Below are 24,406 nucleotides of genomic sequence, written 5' to 3'. Positions count from 1 at the left end.
ATATAAGAACATGAAAATCAGATATATATATTTAACTTTTGCGATGTTGGTTTTCCTTTCAGCATGCGAAAAGAAATTAGACTTGCTTCCGCAACAGGACTTAACAGAAGAACTTGTCTTTAGTAGTCCAGAAACCACTCTAAGCGCCCTTCGGGGAGTATATAGCACAACCCAAACGTTGGAATTTTATGGTTCGATGCCTCAGGTTATTGCTGATTACATGGCGGATAATGTTGATTTTATTGGGACATTTCCAACCCTTCAACAATTAAACGATTTTGCATCTGTATCGACAAATAGTAGTGTTTATGATGTTTGGGAAATACATTATCAGGTAATCACAAGAGCTAATAAGGTAATTGCTAATGTACCAAATGTTGAGGGACTTTCGGACGAATTGAAAGCCCAGTACATCGCTGAAGCGAAGTTCTTAAGAGCACTAGCATATTTTCAGTTAGTGAATTTCTTCGCGCAACCATTTCAAGTCAGTAACGGCAACAACTTAGGTGTTCCGCTCGTTCTGGAAGACTTTACTGGAGAAGTTACCTATCCTTCGCGGAGTTCATTAAATGAAGTCCATGCTCAAATATTAAAGGACTTAGAAGAAGCTGTACCTGCGCTTCCGTCATCCTATGAAAGCGCTTCGGATACGAGGGGAAGAGCTACAAAAGGAGCTGCCTACGCCCTGCTGTCTCGTTTATATCTTTATAGAGAAGAATGGGCTCAGGTGGTTGAAGCTGCCAATAATACACTTGAGCAAGGAATATATGATTTAGCTGCAGATTTTAGCTTCTATAATGGAAATACTAGTGAAGATGTATTCACCATTCAGAATAGTGCAACAGACAATGGTAGAACAGGTGCCGGTGGCTGGGCCTCTTATTATATGCCCGCTTCTGCTGGTGGGCGAGGCGATGCTCCATTCTCTCAAAGTTTAATTCAGGCATTTGAAGCGGAGCCTGGAGATAAGCGTTTCAATTTAAAAATAGAAGGACAAACTGCTGGAATAGACTACTTTTTCAATAACAAATTTCCAGATGCAGTAAACAACAGCGACAACTCTCCTGTTATTAGGACAACGGAAGTTTACCTAAATTTAGCTGAAGCATTGGCGCATTTGAGTACAACCCCAGATGTTCAAGCGATTGATATTTTGAACAATCGTATACGGAGGAGGGCTGGACTTGGTCCTAAATCTGTACTTACGCAGAACGAACTTATTAACGCTCTACTTCTTGAGAGAAGAAAAGAGCTGGCATTTGAAGGACATCGGAGGATGGATATGCTAAGAAACCGACAGAATCTAAGAGGCGGGCAGGCCTCGGCAGCGTTTGGAGCACCAAAAACTATTCTGCCAATCCCTCAAAGAGAGATAGATAATAATCCGAGTTTACAAGGACAACAGAACGAAGGATACTAAATTTAGGAAGCGACTGCAGGGGCATCTCTGTCATTGCAGTCGCCCTATATTTAAATTATTACTTACCTACCTTTGGAATACATGACATATGTATTACCTCTAGCTTAACGCTTCTGCGATTAGGCATGTATCAGAAATAATCGATACTCTGAAAGAAGTAAATTCTAAAAAAACTTGTAAAATATTTTCAAAAGCTTAGTTTTGCTAATAAATTGTTAAATTAGTTTAATAACAGCCCTAATGTTTAGCGTATTGAGATAGATTTACATTAACCTTTTTAGGATTTTAGTATGAAGAACGGAATGTTCATCATGATTGACCTAATCCTATAGCCATATTTCTCTCTCATTTTGCCGGTAAAGGGTTCTATTATACTAAATAGTGCCTAATCTGTTCTTCCGCAGTCTTGTATATGTTGGCGAGTGAATGGATTTGCTTTAATCATCAAATCTGATGAATAAAATATTTACTGATTTCTATATGGATTTAAGTACTATCATTTTATATTTTTAATCAATTTAATTTTTAACCAAAAAGCAAACACATGAAACAAAAACTACTAAGTTTCTTTCTGTTATGTATACTGCTAATAGGCGCAGCGTATGCACAGGATAGGAGAATTAGAGGTAAAGTAACTAATGAAGTTGGAGAACCGCTTCCTGGTGTATCCGTTATTGTGGCGGGGACTACAACTGGTACGCAAACAGATTCGGACGGAAACTATGCTATAACGGTGCCTCCGACAGACGCTAAGCTTATTTTTAGCTACATTGGTTATGCTAGCCAAAATCTGGAAGTTGGGCAACGCTCTATCATCAATGTTACCTTGTCCGGTCAGGATAACTCGTTAGATGAGGTCGTCGTCGTAGCTTACGGTACAGCAAAGAAAGAAGCCATTACCGGTTCAGTTGCCACCATGAATTCGGCTGATATAAGTAAGCGTACCGTTACTAACATAACGAATGCTATTGCAGGTATGGCACCAGGTGTCAATGTCAACTCAGGCAATGGGCAACCAGGTACTGGATCAAATATTCGAATTAGAGGTTTTGGTTCAATATCTGCTTCTAACGCTCCGTTATACGTGGTAGACGGTGCGGTTTTCGATGGCGATATTGGTGATATTAACCCTAATGATATCGAGAATATATCCTTGCTGAAAGATGCATCTGCAACGGCTCTTTACGGTTCGAGAGGAGGTAATGGAGTCATTATTATCACAACGAAAAAAGGGACAGTTCAGGGAACTCAGCTTAATGTGAACCTAAACCAAGGTTTCTCTTCCCGAGGAACACCCGAATATGATAGGGTTGATGCCTACGAATACTATCCGTTAATGTGGCAAGCTTTAAGAAACAGCCTGGTGTATCCAACTTCCGGTACCGGGAAGACTCCGGAAGAAGCAGCTCTCCAAGCGAGTAATACTATTCAATCGCAACTCATTTACAATCCGTTTAACGTGCCTAATGATCAAATAGTTGGGACGGATGGAAAGCTTAATCCAAATGCTTCTCTACTTTATAACGATTTCGATTGGTATAAACCGCTTGAAAGAACAGGGAAAAGAACAGACGCCAATATGAGCGTAACGGGTAAATCGGAGAAATCTGATTACTATGTTTCTCTTGGATACCTAAATGATAAAGGGTATATCCTTCAATCAGACTACAGAAGATTTAATGTGCGTCTTAGTGCCAATTCGACTATTAAGTCGTGGTTGAAGACCGGTTTTAATTTAGCTGGGTCCACCTCAGACGGTAACTTAGCGAGTGATGCGTCAACCGACAATGCAAACAGTTATATAAACGCCTTCATGTTTTCTAGATTTATAGGCCCAATTTATCCTGTACGAGCATTCGATGGGGAAGGGAACCCAATCATGAACGAGTTAACAGGGGAGCAGTGGTATGACTACGGTTTCCATCCGGGATCAATTAATAGGCCTCAAGGAGCATATCCTGGACGCCACGTGATTTATGAAACCCAGTTGAACGAAAAACTAAATAGAAGGAATTTGATAAGTGGTAGAGGTTATGTAGAAATTAAATTTTTAAAAGACTTTACGTTTAGACCTTCAATTAGTGTCGATATCAGAGAGAATCATAATACGACCTTCTGGAATAATTTGGTTGGGGACGGCGCTTCTTACAATGGATACTCCTATAAGTTATCATCTACAACCAGATCCTACACGTTTAACCAAATTGTTTCTTATGATAAGGTGGTTGGCAAACATAGTATAAATGCTTTGGCAGGTCACGAAAATTATGATTATGATTATCGTTCCTTAACCGCAACCAAAACCGGGATTACTATTGAAGGGAACTCCGAATTTCCAAATTTTGTGACACCCTATGGCGCAGGTGGATATAGGGACACCTATAGAATTGAATCCTACTTGTCGAAGGTGGCCTATAACTATGACTCAAGATACTTTTTTGATGCTTCCTTAAGAAGGGATGGATCTTCGCGATTCGCGAAAGATTCTCGGTGGGGTACGTTTTTCTCATTGGGAGGTTCGTGGTCTATATCCAAAGAGGCATTTATGAGTAATGAGTCTTGGATCGATGATTTAAGGCTGAAAGTGTCCTATGGTCAAGTCGGAAACGACGCAACCTTAAATGCTGACGGTGATCCTACTTATTATAATTACCAATCGTTATATGAGTTAGGATGGAACAATGGTGGACAGCCAGGAGTTATACTTGCAACCCAAGGTAATCCGGCGTTAAAATGGGAATCCTCTAACACCTTGAATACCGGTGTTTCTTTTTCGTTCTTTAATAGTCGGATTTTTGGTGAATTGGAATTTTATAGAAGAGGTTCAAGCAATCTAATCTTTTCTGTACCCTTGGCGTTATCCAATCCAATAAGGAGCGTGTATAGAAATATAGGATCTATGTATAATACTGGTATCGATTTGCAATTGGGAGGTGATATTATACGCTCGAAGAATTTTACTTGGAATATGGTTACCAACTGGTCGACTATCAAGAATAAAATTACCAAAATGCCGGCAGAAACTCCCGTGGTTACCAGCGGTAATAAAAGAAGAGAGGTCGGAAGAGATTTGAACAATTTCTGGTTAAGACAGTATGCGGGCGTAGATCCTGCAGATGGAGCGGCGTTGTATGTGCCTGCTGAAGGGACAACTACGAATTTAAGAACGGTTAATGGTGTTGAATATACAACAAATTATAACAATGCTAAGTTTGACTATTCGGGTAGTGCTATTCCGGATCTAATTGGTTCCATCAACAATACCTTTAGGTATAAAAGCTTTGCTTTATCGTTCCTGATTAACTATCAGATAGGTGGTAAGTTCTACGATAGCAACTATGCTGGCCTAATGGGAATAACTTATGGCGCGGCTTTACATGAAGATATCAAGAATTCATGGACAACACCCGGTCAGATAACAGATATTCCCCGTATAGACATCAACAGTACGACGCAGTTTAATGCCGCTTCAAATCGTTGGTTAATTGATGCATCTTACATTAGTTTTAGAAACGTGAACTTATCCTACACGTTGCCATCTGAATTGACAAAGAAGTTCGACGTCTCGGCACTACGAGTTTTTGTTACTGGAGAAAACTTAGGTCTTATTTCGAAAAGAAAAGGGATGAATCCTACCGAATCGTTTGATGGTTCAAATAACACGACATATTTGCCTAGTAGAATATTTAGTGTTGGAGTAAACGTTTCGTTATAATTATTAAAAAGAAAGACATGAAAAAATACTTAATATTGTCATTATTGTTCGTATTCATCATTAGTAGTTGTAGTAAAGATTACCTTGATACTAAACCGACCGATAAGGTTGATGGCGAGTCTGTCTTCAATACGGTCGAAAACGCAAGCAAATTGCTAAACGGCATTTATCGGTTGATGTTTGAGAGAACAGAGGAAGTAACCTCAAACCAGCAAAATAAACCCGGAGTAGGCGGCATTCTATTGAATATCGACTTTATGGGCGAGGATTTAGGGATTTCTAATAACAATTGGTTCTCTTCGGAAGCATCTTGGAATGCACATCGGGTTGATAATAATATCGTGCCTCAGTATGTATATAGAACATTCTATCGAATCATAGGTAACGCAAATTATATTATTGACAATGTAGATGCGGCTGTCGGAACAGAAAGTGAAAAGGCGAGAGTTAAATCAGAAGCTATTACATTAAGAGCATATGCCTACTCATATTTAGTGCAGTTTTTTGGAAAACGATATGATGCGAATGCGAAGCCAAATTCGCAAGCTGGTGTACCACTACCCCTATCAACTAAAGACAACGATATGCCTCGTGCTACTGTTGAGGAGGTTTACGCAGCCATTGTAAAAGACTTGGAAGATGTTATTGCCCTGAACGTGACAACGCGCACAAATAAATCACATGCCAATGCGCTAGTTGCTAAAGCGTTAAGAGCCAGAGTGGCACTTACGATGCAAGACTATCCTAACGCTATAAAGTATGCAAAAGAAGTGATTGATGCTGGTGAATTTCCATTAATGTCAGAGGCGGCTTATCTTTCGGGATTCAATAATGCACCCAATTTGAGCGAAGTAATGTGGGCATCCATGCCTACTGAAGATCAAGGAGACACCTTCGGGTCGTTCTTTGGCCAAATTGCCTACAATGCCAATACTTCTTTTATGCGCGCAAATCCTAAACGAATAAATTCAGCTCTTTATAGTCAAATAGCAGCGACGGATGTTCGTAAAAAGCTGTGGGAGCCAACACCTACTGCCGATAATTTTCCTTTGCCATCAACTGCCTTTGCCAGGCAGCCTTACATGAGTCGGAAATTTGCAGTTAAAGTTGTCGGTGGCCCTTCACTAGGCGATGTGCCTTTATTGAGAAGTGCCGAAATGTACCTAATTCTCGCTGAAGCTTATGCGAGAAATGGTCAAGAAGGCGAAGCTCAAAATACCTTATTTCAGTTGACTTCAGTTCGTGACGCTAATGCTATAAAATCAACAAATTCCGGAGCTGCTCTGATTGAAGAGGTTTTGTTTAACCGACGAATAGAGTTATGGGGCGAAGGTTTTAGATGGCTTGATCTAAAACGGTTGAATTTGCCTTTAAATAGAACCGTTGTGCCAAACTTTGTCTCGGCATCAGTTGCCGGTGTTATGGAGATTCCAGCTGGAGATGTAAGATGGCAGTTTTTAATCCCTAGATCTGAGATGGAAGCAAATCCGAATATCGGAGAACAGAATCCGTAAAACAAAACAGGATTTATTAGTCCCATCAATTGGCTTAGGTTGGTTGATGGGACTTTTTTATGCGCTAATAATTCTCTACAGTTGTATTTAAAGAAGCTTTTCCATAAGTTTGGAGAAACCATAGCAAAATATGCTTTATAAATGTATTGTCATTGACGATGAACCTGATTCGGTAGAAATTATTAATGATTATATTCAGCAAATTCCTGAATTAGTTGTCTTGCAAAGCTATATAGACCCGGTAAAGGCAATGGCTAATATGGCCCAAGGAGATCCCGTGGATTTCGTTTTTATGGATATTGATATGCCTCGCATTTCAGGACTCGAGTTATCAAGAGCGATCCGAAGTAAGACAAATAAGCTTATTTTCACTACAGCGCATACTAAATACGCATTTGAAGCCTTCGAAGTGGAAGCAGATGCTTATTTGTTGAAACCATTTACCTTTGCAAAATTTGCCTTAGCTATCAATAAATTACTCAACGATAACCCTCGAGTTCGAACAGAGGACAATTCAAAGGAGTTTTATGTTAAAACTACGGAAGAACGTAATCGCTTTGTTCGCATAAAATTTGATGAGGTTATTGCGATTGAAAGTGTTAAGAACTATATTAAAATCTATACGACCACAGAGGAGATAATGACTTATCTCACCTTAAAGGAGATAAAGGAGCGTTTTGATGAAACCGATGATTTTATTCAAATACATCGCTCATTTATTATTTCAAAAAATTACATAGAAAAAGTAGAAGGAAGCTTGGTGAAGCTGCCAAAGAACATGCTTATCCCAATTGGCACTTTTTATAAGGATGCCTTTTATGACTACTTGTTGAAAAATACAATAAAGACTGGCCGTAATAACTAAGCCAGCCTTTAAACCAACCAACTAAAACTATTAAATAGATTTTGACTATACCGTCCAAGTAAAAAACTCATCTGTAAAAGTTTCTTTTTTTGCTTGGGTACTTCTCTGTGTCTTTTTAAATAAAAAGATTGTTTTTTTTGTAACTTCGATCTTTTTCATGGCTTTTCTTTTAAAATTGAGAGTTATAGTTGTGATGTCCAAAATTTTTACACGAAAGCCCGTTTAGCTTACACCAAATGAAAAATTATGGATAAACGTATCCCGAATTTTTTTACCAAGTACAAGGTTCATATTATAACTTGGTCAATTTTTATCCTTTACGAAACCATCATTCTTGGATTGGTGTCTGGTAGATTTGCTAAAATTGGATCCTATACGATCCATTATGTGCAGCATATTTTATTATTCTATTTTCATGCTCATTTTGTGCTTCCCCGAGTTTTAAGAACAAAATTTGCTGTATTGGCTTTGCCTGTTGGAATTGCAATTGAAATTGTTGTTTATTTCTTCGTTTTTTTTATCATTGAAAACGCTGCAGCTACACTTCCTGGAATATTTGGCGTTCGGAAAGTAACAATGGCCTGGGCATTGTTTATAAAGGTTTCGTGGCGGTCGCTTTATTTTATAGGCTTTTCTACAGGGTATTATTTTTTGATTAACTTATTAAGAGAGAGAGAACGGACAACCTCTCTCGAACGACAGCGATTAAATCAAATTATAGAGCAGCAGAAAATGGAGAAGGAACTGGCTAATGCACAAAATGCGTATTTAAGGGCTCAGATTAACCCTCACTTTCTTTTCAATACCCTCAATTTTATCTACAATAAAACACGTAAATCGGCTCCGGTGGCTGCAGATGCTATTTTAACTTTATCAGCCATGATGCGTTATGCAGTAGAAAGTAGTGAGGACAAGGGATATATTGCCATTGAAGAAGAAATTGAGCAGGTACATAATCTCATCCACCTACATCGACTTCGCCAAAATCACCAAATATATTTTAACATAGAAGTCGATGAACGAGTTCGCAACATATGGATGATCCCTTTAGTTCTAATTACGCTAACAGAAAACATTTTCAAGCATGGGAATCTATCCTTAGCCAATCATCCTGCAATTTTGAAGATATATACTGACCAAGAAAGTCTGTTAATTGAAACCAAGAATTTAATTAACGCCATACATAATACAAGTGGCTTAAGTAAAGGTCTGGAGAATATAGCCAAAAGACTCGAACATACCTATGGGGACCAGGCCACCTTTACTTATCGCAGTGATGGCAAAAATCATTTTGAAACAAAAGTTCAAATCAAGCTTGCTGTTTTAAACGGTTTTGTTGCGCCAGCAGCTCTTTCAGATAAAATTGGTAAATAATCAGTTCGTGGACGCGTTGATCGGTGGTAAATAGTCGGTTAACGTGCATATGGACTAAATCCCGTATTAGCTGTAAGGATTCGTTTACATTTGTTTGTTTCAGTAGAAGGGAAACTTGTTTTAATAAGGCTTGATAAGCCCTTTCAATTTTTTTTGGCAGGGATATACTCACTTTTTCTCTTTTGAGATGGCTAAATAATTCATTGATGGCTTTAAATCCTTTCATCTCTACCTTAAATTCTTCGGCAAAAGCATCACCGCCATTTTTAATAAAAGCGCTTATTTTCTTAGGATCAACATCTAATTGGTTAAGAAGATCACCCAATAGACGCAATACTAGTCTATAAGAAGTATGCTGATCAATATTGTTTTTGATTAACATGAACGTGTATTCACTATCCTTCCAAAAGCAATGTTCAGCTTGATCGATTGTGGAAACACCGTACCGTTCAATTTCTCTATGATAATTTTTTATTTGTAAATCAGAGATGATGCCACTTTCGATTTCTCGAGATAGGTGTTTGGTCAATTGAAAGATTGCTTCATGAAAGGATGTGGGGTCTGTTAGCTTGAGACGTAATCGTATATGAGGGGAAGGAGCCGAATAACGAATAAAAAACCATTTCGATATGTTAGGTTTAACTTTTTCTAAGTAAGGAGAAATGTTTTCGGTTAACAGCACATTTGAATGCAACGGATGTATATAGATTTCAACGTATAACCAGTCTTGTCCGATCATTGAAATTCGTTGATCAGCATTGATCTTCGTAAGGCCTGTCGAAAAAGTTTTATATCGGTTTGCTGTATTGTGCAAGTGAATGTTCAACTCAGATAAAAAAGGTCGTTTTTGCTTACTTTTGATTGCCGATTTTTTTGGTAACGCGGTTTCCGTGATATACAGTTCCTTTCCGCTTTTTATATATTGTAGTAAGAATTCGAGATCTTCATCTGAATCTGTATTGAATAGCAGGTATTGATCGCTATTTAAACATTTGAAGGTTGAAGGTATTCCCGCTTTTTTTAGGTATTTCTTTAGCGCCCTGATCGGTATAGACTCATTTAAAAAAGTCTCTCCGTCTATTTTCCACATCCGAGGAGAAAACACAAGGTTTTTGTAGTTAACCCGAGGATAATAGTTAAGTTGAGGAAAAATCTTATTTAAATTAATTGTTAGACTGGTAAGCAGGTGCTGATGTTGTATGTCGCATAGAAGACGAAATATCGATAAATCAGATCGTGTATAATTATAGGCGCTAGCTAAACGTGGAACGATACGTTTAGCTAGGCTTTTCGCGCGCAGGACAATTTCATTGCCTTTTACACTAATATAAACATCGTCTAGTCGTAATTGGTGTTCGTTCTCGGTCCACGTGAGCAGAGGTAGCTCATAATGATACAGGTTATCCCGTCTATTAACGCTATCGACCTTCCGCTCGGATTGATAAGCAATGTCAAAAAATATGATTTCGGGATTAGCCTCTTCCTCTATGCGCACGAGCTCTTTACTGTACCGAGTCAAACTGGGATTTTCCAAGGTAAATCGGCCTATAAGTGAATTTGCGGTAGCTCCGCCAGCCTGTTGGATTAAAATTTGGCCGTCTATCTCCTGTATAATTAGGCTAAATGTATTGGGTAATTTAGTGGCATATTTCGGAAGATTGTGCTTCGCTAGTTCTTCCAGCTGAATATCTTCCCCTTTCAAGATCCCATTTAATAAAAACTGATGGAAAGGGGTGTAAGGTATTTGTTCGTTTTCTTGTATCCGACTGCCTTTTAAAAGCTCTATTAATTCGTCTGTGTGAGGCGATGATTCCAATTCATTGTATCCCACACCTAGTTCCGGGTCCAAGGCTTCCAAGAGCGGAACTTCCCGATATTCGAATTTAAGTTGGAAAGCGCGCTTAAAATCTTCCAATGGCTTATGGACGGGTTGGGGTAAATAGTCTTTTATAAAATTGATTGCCTCCGGTATTACTTTAAACTGTTGTGTGCTAAGACTACCTTTAAGTAATGATCGGGTAGCAATTATATAGGGATTTTCTTTAAATTCTTGCCCGTCCAGTCCAACTCGCTTAAAGTAATCCGTACCGATGATATTGGGATGTAGATCAGTCAATAGCAGCTGCAATTCGATGAGCTGAATCAGAAAATCGTCTACAACTGCTAATTCTAGTTCATACTTACTGATGAGATGCTTTACAATTTTTTCTTTGGCAATAGTGGTTTTACATCGCTGCAGTACATCTTCGATAATTGCTTGTTTATCAATCGATGCAATTTCAAAGGTGCCGTCTTCCAAGGTGCTGATGTAACGTAATTGATCGCCGCAGGGGTAAACGGACGTGTTGGCCTGAAAAAATTTGGCGTTCTTATAAAGATTGGGTAGATCGGATAGTAAGGTATCTTTATGAATCCAATTCGTAAACGTATGTAACGTAGGATCTTTCTCAACGATAACTTCGGATCCCTCTCTTTCCAAGGGGACCATCGTGATGGAACCAAAGGGACCAAAAGGTGTGGCCCGGAAGCGTGCCCGATTGAAATACTTCCAGCAAGAAAACCTTACTTTCTCGGGTAGTTTATCATAATCTTCTTTTCTGGTGTCTTTAATCTGCTCATAAAGGTCTTTTGACGAAATTTTAATGGCTTCTTTCAGCTCGTCCCACTTGTCTTCTAAAGTATCTTCATATGAAAAAAGAGGGGTACGGCTAATAACGGTAGGAAGTAGTTTAAGGTCCATATGGATAACGTTTTTTATAAGACGCAGTTTTTATCCAATGGTTACATGGTAAATTAAAAAGCTTGCCTCCCGTAGGGAGGGTAAAAATTAAACCTGCCTGCGGTAGGCAGGAAGGAAAAAGTCAAAACCCCGACGGGCTCATTGATGCGTCAGGATACCTTCGGTGAACTCTCGTTGCGTCGGTTTCGCTTTCATATAGCTAAAGGTGTTTATATTAATTTGATCTCTCTTTACCTTGATGCAAAGAGAGGCAAACATCAAGGCTTTGTAAGCTACCTCGCACCTGATGGCAAAGCACCATTGGCGCGTATTGGAGCCGTTTCACTTCCTCAATCCACTTGGTATTGCGATATGAACAGACGTGTAAATGCTTTGCTGCTCGTTGCTTCGGTATCCTCCAAGGCCATTTTACCCACGCGCAGGGCTATACTTAGGGCTGAAGATAATAATACGTCCGGTTAAAAGTAAAAGCCCTACGTCTAAAACAATGCCGCTTCCTGCCTGCCTGCGATAGGCAGGAAGTGGCGATTTTATTCACTACTTCATTATTTTCAAAGGTGTTCATGGACTCCCTACGGTCGGCTCTTTGCTTCTTTATTTCGCGGACCTTCCCGTTAGGGAAAGCTTGAATGCCTTAAAAAACGAAAACTTAATGAAAAGAAAGAAAGAAGTTAAAATAAACGGTCTTTTTTTAAAGCGAACCCCTTTAATAAGGTAACGAAGCATCAATAACCCCGAAGATGGTCAAAATTCGAAAGCTTAATGCCTATCGCTTAAAGCTTATAGCCTCTATTTAAACGTGATCGACCCATATTTGGAATCAATGCGTACCTGGTTGGACGAATTTTTACCAAAGTAGCCATTATATGTTTTATGGAGTTTGGGGCCTCGTTCACTTGGATCGGGTTCTTCTTTGGTAACAACCGCATCACCCTTGTCAAATCCGCCATAACTAACGTCTACTTGATAGGAAAAATGGGCTGCCGGATCAATACGGATGGTGCTAGAAGAGTAGGCTGCGTCCAGATTGAGCTTTTGGATGCTTTTATCTAATCCGATCTTAAAACCGCCCGAGTACTTAATGTCAACGTTTCCTGAGCTGATGAGCGTGCCAATTTGACTACCTCCGCAGTAGCCGATATTTAATTGTATATTATTGGCTTCACCTAAATCCATGCTGCCGTATTTGAAATCCATCATTGCATCTTTCACGGAAAGAATTTTAGCTGAACCGTAACTGGAATGGACGCGAATATTATTACCCGACAATCTGCCGGCATTTAAGCTGCCGTAGGACACGTCTAAGTCCACATCGCCCGCTAAATCAGGTAGCACAACTGTTCCGTATTTATTGTTAATGGCGAGCGAATTGTTCTTCGGTAGAGAAATAAGGTAGTTAATCTGTACCCCTTTATTGTTCCCGCTGATTATGTTATTCCACCAACTGGATTTCCCTTTATTAATCTGCGTGCTAAGTGAAATATTGTTCGGTGATTTAGTCTCCGATATGGATACACTGTTGATAATTTCTTCGGCTCTACTTCCGGAGGCGTCTATGGCTCTAATCGTTATGTCGACTTTAATTTCGTTCTTTGTCCAAGTTTTTACTTCAACCTTTCCATAGCGGTTATTAATGCTAAGTGGGGTGTTTTTGGAGATGATATAAACTTTTTGTATCGTTTTGCTTTGCTCCACTCCATTTATGGGAGTTGCATTTTCTTGGTCGATTAGTAATCCCTCCTGTTCCCAGTCGATACCTTCTATTTTTCCTGCGATTTTATTAGCCTGTTCTTCCGAAAAGCTAGCGATCCGTTCCGCTTGCTGAACAATTCCTTCTGTATCGATTTCCTTCAGACCTTTCACTAGTTCAGTTGTCATCCGTTCGATCTTCTCGCCTGTGGCTTCCAAGCGGCGAGCTAGCTTATTTTCCTCGTCATTATTTTGTGCCATCAGTTTAAACTGACTTGATACAAGCAAGGCAATGATATACACAGAAATCTTATACCTGTTCATGAGAAGATTTATTTTCTTGTTGATGGATATAATTCAAAATTTCCAATTGCTGATTGAGAACCTCAATTTGCATCTTAAGGTTATTGATCATGGCTTCTAAAGTAAGCTCTTTATTCGGACTTTGATCTAGTTCGGTTTTAAGCTGTTTATAGTTCCGCTGCATCTTATCAATAACTTGAGTGAATTCTTGATATAGCTGCGGGTTTTTCGTAGCCATATTTGATAAAGCATCCCTTTTTTCACTAATTAAGGATGCGTATTCTACTTGCTGTTTCGCCAATATAGGGTCGATTTGACTATAATCCAGACGATTCGATGTGCGTGCTTTGTAAAGCAAAAATGCAGCACTGCATACTAATACAAACATGGCGGCCATCGATATAATGGTTCTAAGACGTAAGGATCTCTCGCGCTTTTTTAGCAAATCTTCCCCCTCGAAAACAGCTGTTATGTTCTCCCAAATCCGATCAGGTGGTAATTCATTATCAAACGCTTTCCTGTTTTCAGAAATGAATTTCTCAATATTTCCCATACCTAACATTTTTTACGAAGCTTCTTTTGGCTAAAGAGCGGCTTCTATTAATTTTCCAAACCCACATTTTTGATGATACTATTTATTTTAATTCTTGAGTATCTCCAATAGTTTTCTTTTTGCTCTTAAAAATTGCGTACGAGATGTGTTCTCGCTTATTTTAAGTATATGTGCTATCTCCTCGTGGTCGTAACCTTCCAGTAAATAAAGGCTTAATACCACGCGATAGCCATCTGCCAGTTGATTGATTGCTTCTTTTACTTGTTCTATTTGAAAACTGTAGTTGTTCTCTTCTATTTCTTCGTCCGCTACATCGTCTATATCACTGATGGATTCGAAAACAACGGTTCTCTTTCTTAGTGCGGAGAGCGATTTATTAACAACAATCTGTTTCATCCATAAGCCGAAGGTGCTTTCTTGTCTAAAGCTGTCCAATCGCTTGAAAGCGTCAATAAATGCATCCTGTAGTACGTCGGCCGCTTCGTCCGCATCGATTACAATACGCAAAGCCGTATTATACATAGCTTTTGAATAAAGCTTGTACAACTTAAACTGAGCTTGCCGATTACCTTTCTTACAGTCGGCAATCAAATCTTCATGCGGGTCGCTATAGCTGACTTCCAATGTAATTGTTTATTGTTCTTTGCCTAATAGACGCAATAGGTTTATAGATGTTGCACGTTGTTTATTTTTTTTAGTGAGTTAAGTAGGGAAGTAGTTGACCGCCTACCGCTTTTTATCGCATCAATTTTCGAGAATACCATCCTTTTTATCTATGTTTGGCTTAATTTCTTAAATCACGGAAAATATAGTGTAAGCGAGTAAATGACAGAAATCATATTAAAAAAGGGTAAGGATAAAGCAGCTTGGCAATTACATCCGTGGATTTTCTCCGGTGCCATCGCGAGGATAGTTGGAAAGCCTGCAAATGGTGATCTGGTGAGCGTTTATAACGATGATCGTGAATTTATTGCCTATGGCTACTACAACGGCGAGTCGCGCGTGGCAATACGTCTTTTGGAATGGGATCCTGCAAAAGAAGTAAATGAAAATTGGTGGAGAGAGCGAATCCAAAAGGCTGTAAAGGCGAGAAATGGTATCTTTAATGAACAGACAAATACAGCCCGGTTGATTTTTAGCGAGGCTGATTTTCTACCTGGATTGATAGCAGATCGTTTTGGCGACTTTATATCTTTACAAATATTAACTAGCGGTATCGAACGCGTTAAATCGATCGTCGTGGATGAATTGCAGAAACTGCTTAATCCAAAAGGAATTTACCAACGCGAAGATGGAGCGGCAAGGGCACATGACGGTTTAGAGGCACAAGGGGGTGTTCTTTTCGGCCAACACCCGCCTGTCTTTGTTGACATTATTGAAAATGGAATACATTATAAAGTGAACATTGCAGAAGGCCAAAAGTCTGGCTTTTATTGTGATCAACGGACCAACCGATTGATTGTAGCTCAACATGCTCCTGGCAAAAAGATACTAGACTGTTTTTGCTATTCAGGCGGATTTAGCTTAAACGCACTTAAAATGGGTGCGTCCCAAGTGTTTAGTGTGGACAGCTCGGCTTTGGCTATCGAGACCTTGATCCAAAATATTAACGAGAATGCCTTCGACAAGTCGAGGCACAAGGCCATTCAAAGTGATGTAAACAAGCAGCTAAAGGCATTTAAAGAGCAGGGCGAAAAGTTTGACCTGGTGATTTTAGACCCGCCCAAGTATGCCCCTTCCAGGAGCAGTTTAGAAAAGGCTTCCCGTGCTTATAAAGAATTGAATAGGTTGGGCTTACTGTTATTATCCAGTGGTGGTTTGCTGGCAACCTTCTCCTGCTCGGGAGCGATGGACATTGACACCTTTAAGCAGGTACTGGCTTGGGCTGCCTTGGACGCCGGCAAAGAGATTCAGTTTATTGATCAGTTCAACCAACCGGAAGATCATCCTATCAGAGCGTCCTTTCCGGAGGGCGAATATCTAAAGGGACTGCTTTGCCGCGTGCTTTAATGGATGTACTTATGGAGTGAATTTACTGGTATTATTGATTATTTTTTGACACATGCGTATCTATTTACTATCTTTTGTTCTTTTCTTTTTTGTTTTTGAAGGCTTTTGTCAATCTAATGAGAGTTTGAAGCCGATTTTTCAAATGATCAATGAAGAAGTACTTCAGCACTCGGAGGCTTATCATAATCTGGAAACATCTACCCTTCGTATAGGGCATCGCCTAACCGGTTCGGAGAACGGTGCCAAGGCTGAGCAATTTGCATATGATCTCTTCAAGTCTTACGGTTTCGACGAGGTATCCTTTCAAACGTTTAAAGCAGAAGGCTGGAGCAGGGGCGCGCTTTCTTTAAAAGTAACCGGTAATGTCGGGGAAAGAGAAATCAAAGCGGTATCCCTTGCGCATGCTCCTAAGAACGCGAGCTTGCATGCAGAAATCGTTGATATGGGCAGTGGCCTCGAGGGAGATTATCTAGTTGACCCGGATAAAGCAAAAGGGAAAATTGTACTAGCTTATTTGGGCGTTTTGCCGGACGCCAACCCACTTGCGAAAAACTTACATCGATCAGAGAAAACAGCCCTTGCCATCAAATACGGGGCAAAAGGTATCATCCTTTATAACACAGTTCCGGGAGGCGTATTACTTACGGGAACCGCCTCGGTGACTGGAAAGCTCATTCCTATTCCGGCTGTTTGTATAGGCTTGGAAGAGGGCTTGGCACTAAAGGATTCGTTGAAAAACAAAGGGCGAGTTAATGCTTCCATCGTAATGACTAATTATGCGGGCCATGTCACGGCACGTAACGTTATTGCGCGTATTAAAGGGGTGGAATTACCCAAAGAAAAGGTTGTGGTTGGCGGACATTTGGATAGCTGGGACCTGGCTACGGGGGCCATTGATAATGGAATAGGTGCGTTTGCAGTAATCGATATGGCCCGTACCTTGAAGAAACTAAACGTAAAACCAAGACGAACCATCGAATTTGTGCTTTTCATGGGTGAGGAGGAAGGCTTACTTGGATCTAAAGCTTATGTGGAGCAAGCGATACGGGATAAAAGTATCGAACACATTCGCTATATGTTGAATTATGACATGACCAATAACCCAAAGAGTTTTCAATCCAGTCTGGAAAGTAGCAGAACGTTGTTTGAGGCCATCGGAAAGCAAGTGCAAGCCATTGATACAACATTCAAAAATAATTTTGAGGGTAGAGCAGGTTTGCATAGTGATCATCAGCCGTTTATGCTGCAAGGGGTGCCTACCGGCGGCGGTGGTGATACGTATCTTAGCAAGGATGTATTAAACTGTTATCATGCGGATTGCGATCATATAAACTTAGTGGATAAACCGGGGCTTATTAATACAGTTCGTTTCGGTGCGATGCTGGCTTATGGCATTGCGGAGGCACCGGTGATTGATACTAAACGCCTTTCCGACGAGGAAGTAAAGGCACTCATGATCGAGAACAAACTGGAAGAACCTTTGCGTATCTCTGGCGATTGGCGATGGCTTGAATAGTTTTAAGTACATCTCACAACCGGCAACTCACAACTATTTTTCGTATAAAACTTTTTATCTAAGTTTGCAGCCGCAATGGGAAAAGATAAATTAAGAAAGTTTGCTGAGATCGCTACGTTTGATAATGTCCTACAGTTAGAGGAAGGAAAGGTGATGAAGGGGCAATGGGCTGAGAAACATTTTGGTAATAATAACCCAATTGTCTTGGAGCTTGCCTGTGGCAAAGGGGAGTATGCTGTAAACCTGGCAAGACTTTTTCCAGAAAAGAACTTTATTGGAATAGACTACAAGGGAAATCGCATATGGCGGGGGGCAAAAACGGCATTGGAAGATAACATTTCAAATGTGGCCTTTTTAAGAATACAAATTGAGACGCTCCTGGATTTTTTTGAAAAAGGGGAAGTAGACGAAATCTGGATAACGTTTCCGGATCCACAACCTCAAAATAGCCGTGAAAAAAAGCGGTTGACGTCCGATAAGTTCTTAAAACGCTATCATTGGGTATTAAAAGAAGGCGGCTATGTCAATCTTAAAACGGATAACGATGGTTTGCATGCCTACACATTCTCCAAAATAGAAGAGCTGGGATTAAAAGTGCACTGTAAAACAGAAGATTTATATCATTCCGAGTTTGTAAACGAGACGCTTACGATCAAAACTTATTACGAGAAAAAATACCTAGCTCACAATAAGAACATCAATTACTTGAAATTTTCTTTTAATTAATGCTAATATCACTGTAAGGGTCAAATTTTACAATATACTATCAGCTTCCTCCCTAAACAGGGATTACCTCAGTGAAATTCCATCGGTCGATTTCGCCTTTAACCTACTGATAAAGGTGTTTAGATTATAAGAACGTTTTTTTTTGTCACTTTCTTCCGCAGAAAGTAACCAAAGACTCATCGCTTGGAACTTTGCTACGATGGTAGTGCCTCAACCTGCAAGCCGCAAACTTCCTAGGCGATATTTCAGCTGAACGAAGAGCTTTTGCGGGCAGCCATAGGGGCCCCGAGTGTCGGATAAACGGCCTTGGAGGATACCGAAGCAACGAGCAGCAAAGCATGTGCACGCCTGTTCATATTGCAGTATCCAAGCGGATTGAGGAAGTGAAACGGCTCCAATACGCGCCAGTGATGCTTTGCAATCAGGTGCAAGGTAGCCTACACCGCCTTGATTTTGCTCAACTTTTATCAAGAAAAGTTGAATAAAAAAACGTTCTTTTTTAAAAGCGAATCCTGTTATTTTTAGGTGTTATATTCGACAGTCATTTAAAATAGTTATAGGAATTGAAAAAGGATGCAACAAAGGTTCACATTGCGACACAATGGTACATTGTATATAAGCGTTAATTTGCCTATGTTTGCAAAGTCAGATCTTATAAGAAACAAATGGAAAAGAAGAAGTTCTCTACCGGGCTATCTCTATGGGTTTTTCTTTGCCTTTGCCCAACGATACTCTTTGCTCAAGATAGCCTTTCTATTATACCAGCACCAACATTTTTACAAGAAAAGCCCGGATACTTTCAATACCCGGAATTAGCGGAGGTCTACGTAAGTCAAGATTTTACAGAAGAAGTTGAATTGCTCCGAACCCATCCCTATATCCATTTTGAAACGCCTCATAAGCTGAAATCCAGGAAAAAGATGCCCGAAAGCGGTATTTTTTTGCTTAAAGCCGAAGCCGAGGATCGCCTGCCCCAACGCGCTTATCAATTGGAGGTAGACACAGGAAAGATAACGATCATAGCCCATGATCGTCAAGGGGTAATACACGCTTTAGCGACACTCACCCAAATTGCTTATACGCAATCAAACGAACGCTTGCTACCGGCTGTTTCCATACAAGACGAACCTGCTTTTGTTTATCGGGGATTAATGCTTGACGTGTCTCGGCATTTTTACCCGATTTCTTTTTTGAAGCGAATGATTGATCTGATGGCCCTATATAAGTTAAACACCTTTCATTGGCATTTAACGGATGGGGCGGGATGGCGTCTGGAAATAAAAAAATATCCTCAACTGACGCAAAAGGCGGCGTGGAGAAATTATCCTCGTTGGAAGGATTGGTGGAATTCGGGACGAAGATACTTGGAAGTGGGAGATCCTAATGCTTCCGGTGGGTACTACACGCAAGAGGAAGCGCGTGATTTTGTAGGCTATGCAGCTGAAAAAGGCATTACCGTAATTCCCGAAATTGAGATGCCCGGGCATAGTGAAGAGGTTTTGGCAACTTTTCCGCAGCTCTCCTGCTCAGGTGAGGCTTATAGAAATGCGGAGTTTTGTATTGGCAATGAGGAGACCTTTTCTTTTATTACTAATGTGTTAGATGAAGTGATGGATATATTTCCTTCTACGTATATCCATATTGGGGGAGATGAAGCAGACAAGAAAGCTTGGAAAAACTGTCCCAAATGCCAAGAACGGATAAAGAGCGATAATCTTCAAAATGAAGAAGGCCTGCAGAGTTATGCGATCAAGCGGGTTGAGGCGTATTTGAAAGACAAGGGGAGAAAACTCATTGGATGGGACGAAATATTGGAGGGGGGCTTGCCCCCGGAAGCGACTGTCATGAGCTGGCGGGGAGAGCAAGGTGGGATTGAGGCGGCAAACGCGGGGCACGATGTGATTATGACGCCCGGCGCTTATCTATATTTCGACTCTTACCAAAGTAATCCAATTGGTCAGCCGGAGGCCATGGGCGGTTTCTTACCTTTAGAGAAGGTGTATTCTTATCATCCCATTCCGGCTGAAATTGCGGCCGATCAACAAAAACATATTTTAGGGGTACAGGCAAATGTCTGGACAGAATACATGCCAACGCAGGAGCAAGTTGAATATATGGTTTTTCCAAGAGCTATAGCGTTGGCAGAAATTGGATGGACACCTGCTGATAAACGGGTTTGGCAAGACTTTAAAAAGCGTTTGCAAAAACATTATTTGCTTTTGCAACGCTTGCATGTCAACTACTATCGACCTTCTTATGATGTTTCCATTGCGAGTAAATATGACATCAATAAGAAAAAGGCAACGGTAACAATTTCTTCTGAGCAATATAGTCCTGAGATAAGATATACGACAGACGGAAGCGAACCAACAATGGCTTCTACGTTATACATTGACTCCTTGTCGCTCGTAAACACAACGACTATTAAGGCAGCTGTTTTTAAAGATTCTGTCCGTTTTGGTAAGGTGGAGGATTTTACAGTTGATATCCATAAGGGAATTGGTAAAAAAATCGTTTACAATAATCAATGGAATGACAAGTATCCGGCAAAGCTGGATAGTAGTTTATTAAATGGGCAATACGGTGGTCTAAGCTACGGTGACGGTGAATGGCAGGGATTTTTAGGTGATTTTGATGTGACACTTGATTTTGAACGACGCGAAGAACTACATGAGATAAAGTTGCGGTTCATGCAGCTTGCAGGGCCAGGGGTTTATATACCGGGCAGTGTGAAAATATTAGCCTCTGATGATGGTAGGCATTTCCGTGAAATGGAAAAAATCGATAACGATGTGCCGACGACCGATCCGTCTTTACGATTTAAGACGTTCAGTTTCGATCTGGAGGGTCGACTTGCGCGTTACATTCGTATTGTAGGCCAAAATAATAGGAAAGGATTTCTGTTTACAGATGAAATTGTGGTTTATTGAGCTAGGACTGAAAGGTCTTATATGGCACCATTGGTGCAAGGCGTAAGGTAAAAGGTCTAGAGGCATAAGCTATAAACCCCGCTTGGTTGTGGTTGTATCTGTCTGCGATAGGGGGAGAATGCAACTAACTTAATAACTCTTTAATATCATCTGCAGTTAGCGATTTTACAAAGCTCTCTTCGGTTGTTATTAGTTGATTGGCTATCGTCTTTTTGCGATCTTGTAAAGCCAGAATTTTTTCTTCTACACTATCTTTTGTGATAAACTTATAAATGAACACGTTTTTCGTTTGTCCTATACGATGCGACCGGTCGATAGCTTGTTGTTCTACAGCCGGATTCCACCAAGGGTCAAGAATAAATACATAATCTGCTTCTATAAGATTTAATCCAACACCTCCCGCTTTAATGGAAATTAGGAAAAGCTTAACTTCCTCGTTATTTCTAAAGTCATTAACCACATCTTCTCGGTTTCTTGTTGAGCCGTCTAAGTAAGCATACCTGATTTTTTTCTTATCAAAATGCCGGCGGAAAATTTCCAGTTGTTTTACAAACTGTGAAAATATAAGCACTTTATGTCCTCTTGATAAGACGCTGTCCAGCGTGTGCACCACGTTCTCGAATTTGCCCGATTCTCCCTCATAGTCCTCGTCCACCATGCGCGGATGATTTGCCAGTTGGCGAAGTTTTGTTAAGCCTTGCAGTACTTGAATCTGTGATTTAACCATTAATTCGTCGAGCGATTGCTCTAGCAGAACGTTGCGATACTCCGATTTAATCTTTTCGTAATACTCGGCCTGTTCATCGCTCATTTTGCAATAAAAGATCTGCTCAGACTTGGGAGGAAGCTCTTGCGCTACCTGATCTTTTGTTCTCCTTAACACAAAGGGTTTGATAATCGCTTGGAGCTTGCGCGCCTTTTCTTCATCCTTTTTCTTCTCAATCGGAATTACAAAGTCGGACTGGAAATGAGCATGACTGCCTAATAATCCTGGGTTTAAAAAAGACATTTGCGACCAGAGATCGCCCACCGAATTCTCAACCGGTGTACCACTGAGCGTTAATCGATATTTGCTTCTTAGTTCTTTTACTGCTTTAAAGGACTTGGAACTTGGATTTTTGATGTTCTGGCTTTCATCCAAAATAATATAATGAAAATAAAATCCCTGTAATAATTCTTCATCGACACGAGCGATGCCATAGGTAGTAATAACGACATCAAATTTTCCAAAATGGTCGTTTACTTTCGGCCTATTGGTACCTGTATGAATTAATATATTTAATGCAGGTGCAAATTTCTCGGCTTCACTCTGCCAATTGTAAATGAGTGAGGTCGGCATGATGATCAGCGAGGTGCCTTGGATGCCTTTCTCTTGTAACTCTTCTCGTTCTTTTTGCAGCAATGCCAGAGTTTGCACCGTTTTTCCTAAACCCATATCATCGGCTAAGCAACCCCCAAAATGATAGTTTTTCAAAAAATGAAACCAGTTATATCCCGCTTTTTGATAACTTCTCAATGAACCTTTAAAATGGAGTGGTTGTGCAATATCGTCGATTTGTTCAAATTCCTGAAGACGCTGCAACTTCCGCTCCATACTAAGCCCTTGGATATTACTTTCACTTAGATCGTTGATTAAGCCAATATGATGTTTTTGAAGCTGAATGCTTCCTTTGTTTGCGGAATAATAAAACAGGTTATTAAATTGAGCAAACCAAGCTTCCGGAATAATCGCTATTTCTCCGGAAGGTAAAATAAACTCCCTCTTTTGATGCAGGATATGGTCTCGCAACTGAATAAAAGGAATTTCATATGGACCAAAGCGAACAAAGGCATGAACATCGAACCAATCATTTTCTTCTTTTACTTCCAGATCAATCTTGGTATTACCAAGTAAATATTTCCGGTGGTTTTCTGTTTTTTGCTCGATTTGATAACCCTTATTAATCAAAAAGTCGTGGTTTACGTTAATCCAGTTAATCAATAAGTGGGTGTTAGTGGCGCCGTCGATATGTTCCGGATGTTTTTTTATATTCAGGTTGTTGAAAAGCGGATCCGGTTTTGATAACCCCAAGTTCAAAAGTTCTTGTAAATGGTCTTCCTCCCATTTTAAGGATCGTTTTACCCGATGGAAGGTGTAAAGATCTTCTGATTCTTTGTAATCCATTCGAACGGTAACCTTATGTTCGCTACCGGCATCAAAGGTATACGGGCCATATTTAAATTGCAATTGCGCAAAGGCGTCGCCATTGGCGGTATTAACAATTTTAAGCAAGGGAGATGCCTCATGTTGATAGGTTTTGATATCAAAGCCTTCCGCGTAGACGTGGTGCTTAGTGATCAACGACCGTACAAATCGATCGAAGTAATTATACTCGGTATTTCTGGGGATGCTGATATAACGCTTATTTAGGAAAGGCGATAGTTTTTTTCCGTCTAAATCTTGTTCAAAAGAATATAGCGTTCCTTCTAATAATAGCCAAGCAGGTTCATTGCTGATGATCTGCGCATTTTTGTACATAAAATCAATGCGCAGTCCCTGATACTTTATGGTCGGGAAATAACGTGTTTCTTCCGCATTTCTGCGAAAATGAAACAGTACGGAAGCAGGCTCGGGAGCAATCGTCAGTTTTTCTTCTACGGGCCATCCCTCTTTGCTCATTAGGTAAAGTGGTTTATCGCGGATAAGCTGTAAGATGGCTGCCAGTTTTTTATCTATTTTTGGACGGATATAATCAAATAATTTTTTGTCGAAGATTTTGCTGAAGAATTCGCGTGGGCGAATCGCTTTTTTATGCATCTTTTTGATGAGTTCCGATTGCTCTAGCTCGTCGAGCAGTTTAATGATTTTTAAGTCGTTGTCTTCGAGTGCGGGTGCATACTCGCGAGCGGTATTGCTAAAAATTCGCTGATAGGTAAGTGAAAATTCGCCATTTGGATTTAATTGTACAATGTGCGGCTCAATTAAATAACCCAAAAATTCATGTTGACATAACGAATAAACTAAACTATATGGTTTTTGCGTATCTATTCTTAGCATTATCTGTCGTTAAA

General features: G+C 40.1%; 16 protein-coding genes. 10 read left to right on the top strand and 6 right to left on the bottom strand.

From position 1 onward, the window contains the following. Positions 1–10: 10 nt before the first annotated feature. From FKG96_RS02435 to FKG96_RS02415, 5 genes are all read left to right on the top strand, one after another. Complete coding sequence (locus FKG96_RS02435; protein WP_130854776.1) at positions 11–1,420, top strand: RagB/SusD family nutrient uptake outer membrane protein; 1,410 nt, start codon at positions 11–13, stop codon at positions 1,418–1,420. A gap of 544 nt (positions 1,421–1,964) precedes the next feature. Continuing rightward, positions 1,965–5,135, top strand: a complete 3,171-nt coding sequence (locus tag FKG96_RS02430) for a TonB-dependent receptor (protein WP_130854777.1) — start codon at positions 1,965–1,967, stop codon at positions 5,133–5,135. Positions 5,136–5,152: 17 nt separating this feature from the next. Continuing rightward, positions 5,153–6,649 (top strand): RagB/SusD family nutrient uptake outer membrane protein, encoded by a 1,497-nt coding sequence (locus tag FKG96_RS02425; protein WP_130854778.1) that lies wholly within the window; start codon positions 5,153–5,155, stop codon positions 6,647–6,649. A gap of 130 nt (positions 6,650–6,779) precedes the next feature. After that, the gene (locus FKG96_RS02420) at positions 6,780–7,514 is read left to right on the top strand and encodes a LytTR family DNA-binding domain-containing protein (RefSeq protein WP_149105119.1); all 735 of its coding nucleotides are present in this window, start codon (positions 6,780–6,782) and stop codon (positions 7,512–7,514) included. A 246-nt stretch (positions 7,515–7,760) separates the two neighbouring features. Then, positions 7,761–8,888 (top strand): sensor histidine kinase, encoded by a 1,128-nt coding sequence (locus FKG96_RS02415; RefSeq protein WP_130854780.1) that lies wholly within the window; start codon positions 7,761–7,763, stop codon positions 8,886–8,888. Here the strand turns inward: FKG96_RS02415 and FKG96_RS02410 are convergent. Further along, positions 8,824–11,628: a lantibiotic dehydratase gene (locus FKG96_RS02410; RefSeq protein ID WP_130854781.1), complete on the bottom strand. Its 2,805-nt coding sequence runs from the start codon at positions 11,626–11,628 to the stop codon at positions 8,824–8,826. The two genes, FKG96_RS02415 and FKG96_RS02410, sit on opposite strands and share 65 nt — an antisense overlap. Positions 11,629–11,772: 144 nt before the next feature. Here FKG96_RS02410 and FKG96_RS02405 point away from each other — a divergent pair, with 144 nt between their 5' ends. Beyond that, positions 11,773–12,090 carry a hypothetical protein gene (locus FKG96_RS02405; protein WP_168204528.1) on the top strand — a complete coding sequence of 106 codons (318 nt, stop codon included), beginning with the start codon at positions 11,773–11,775 and terminating at the stop codon, positions 12,088–12,090. Between the two features lie 327 nt (positions 12,091–12,417). On the opposite strand, the gene FKG96_RS02400 is transcribed toward FKG96_RS02405, so the two are convergent. The 3 genes from FKG96_RS02400 to FKG96_RS02390 all read right to left on the bottom strand — a co-directional run bounded on the left by FKG96_RS02400 (position 12,418) and on the right by FKG96_RS02390 (position 14,797). Next, positions 12,418–13,641, bottom strand: a complete 1,224-nt coding sequence (locus FKG96_RS02400; RefSeq protein ID WP_130854783.1) for a hypothetical protein — start codon at positions 13,639–13,641, stop codon at positions 12,418–12,420. Further along, positions 13,628–14,173 carry a hypothetical protein gene (locus FKG96_RS02395; protein WP_013664386.1) on the bottom strand — a complete coding sequence of 182 codons (546 nt, stop codon included), beginning with the start codon at positions 14,171–14,173 and terminating at the stop codon, positions 13,628–13,630. Before FKG96_RS02395 ends, FKG96_RS02400 begins: the two co-directional genes overlap by 14 nt. An 87-nt stretch (positions 14,174–14,260) precedes the next feature. After that, entirely contained in the window at positions 14,261–14,797 is a 537-nt protein-coding gene (locus tag FKG96_RS02390) for an RNA polymerase sigma factor (protein WP_013664385.1), read from the bottom strand. Positions 14,798–14,998: 201 nt separating this feature from the next. Between FKG96_RS02390 and FKG96_RS02385 the strand changes: the two genes are divergently transcribed. The 3 genes from FKG96_RS02385 to trmB all read left to right on the top strand — a co-directional run bounded on the left by FKG96_RS02385 (position 14,999) and on the right by trmB (position 18,425). Next, positions 14,999–16,183 (top strand): class I SAM-dependent rRNA methyltransferase, encoded by a 1,185-nt coding sequence (locus FKG96_RS02385; protein WP_130854784.1) that lies wholly within the window; start codon positions 14,999–15,001, stop codon positions 16,181–16,183. 52 nt (positions 16,184–16,235) lie between these two features. After that, positions 16,236–17,699 carry a M20/M25/M40 family metallo-hydrolase gene (locus FKG96_RS02380; RefSeq protein ID WP_130854785.1) on the top strand — a complete coding sequence of 488 codons (1,464 nt, stop codon included), beginning with the start codon at positions 16,236–16,238 and terminating at the stop codon, positions 17,697–17,699. 75 nt (positions 17,700–17,774) lie between these two features. Further along, positions 17,775–18,425 carry a tRNA (guanosine(46)-N7)-methyltransferase TrmB gene (gene trmB, locus FKG96_RS02375; RefSeq protein ID WP_130854786.1) on the top strand — a complete coding sequence of 217 codons (651 nt, stop codon included), beginning with the start codon at positions 17,775–17,777 and terminating at the stop codon, positions 18,423–18,425. 210 nt (positions 18,426–18,635) lie between these two features. Here trmB and FKG96_RS02370 read toward each other — a convergent pair whose 3' ends face one another. After that, complete coding sequence (locus tag FKG96_RS02370; protein ID WP_130854787.1) at positions 18,636–18,896, bottom strand: hypothetical protein; 261 nt, start codon at positions 18,894–18,896, stop codon at positions 18,636–18,638. Between the two features lie 194 nt (positions 18,897–19,090). On the opposite strand from FKG96_RS02370, the gene FKG96_RS02365 reads away from it, so the two are divergent. Next, positions 19,091–21,355, top strand: a complete 2,265-nt coding sequence (locus FKG96_RS02365) for a family 20 glycosylhydrolase (RefSeq protein ID WP_130854788.1) — start codon at positions 19,091–19,093, stop codon at positions 21,353–21,355. A 124-nt stretch (positions 21,356–21,479) separates the two neighbouring features. On the opposite strand, the gene FKG96_RS02360 is transcribed toward FKG96_RS02365, so the two are convergent. Beyond that, positions 21,480–24,392, bottom strand: a complete 2,913-nt coding sequence (locus FKG96_RS02360; protein WP_149105118.1) for a DEAD/DEAH box helicase — start codon at positions 24,390–24,392, stop codon at positions 21,480–21,482. Positions 24,393–24,406 lie beyond the last annotated feature (14 nt).

The organism is Olivibacter sp. LS-1 (genome assembly GCF_008245145.1).
Classification (GTDB): domain Bacteria; phylum Bacteroidota; class Bacteroidia; order Sphingobacteriales; family Sphingobacteriaceae; genus Olivibacter; species Olivibacter oleidegradans.
The sequence above is the reverse complement of the archived record's forward strand: the minus strand, read 5'-3'. Positions and strand labels throughout refer to the sequence as shown.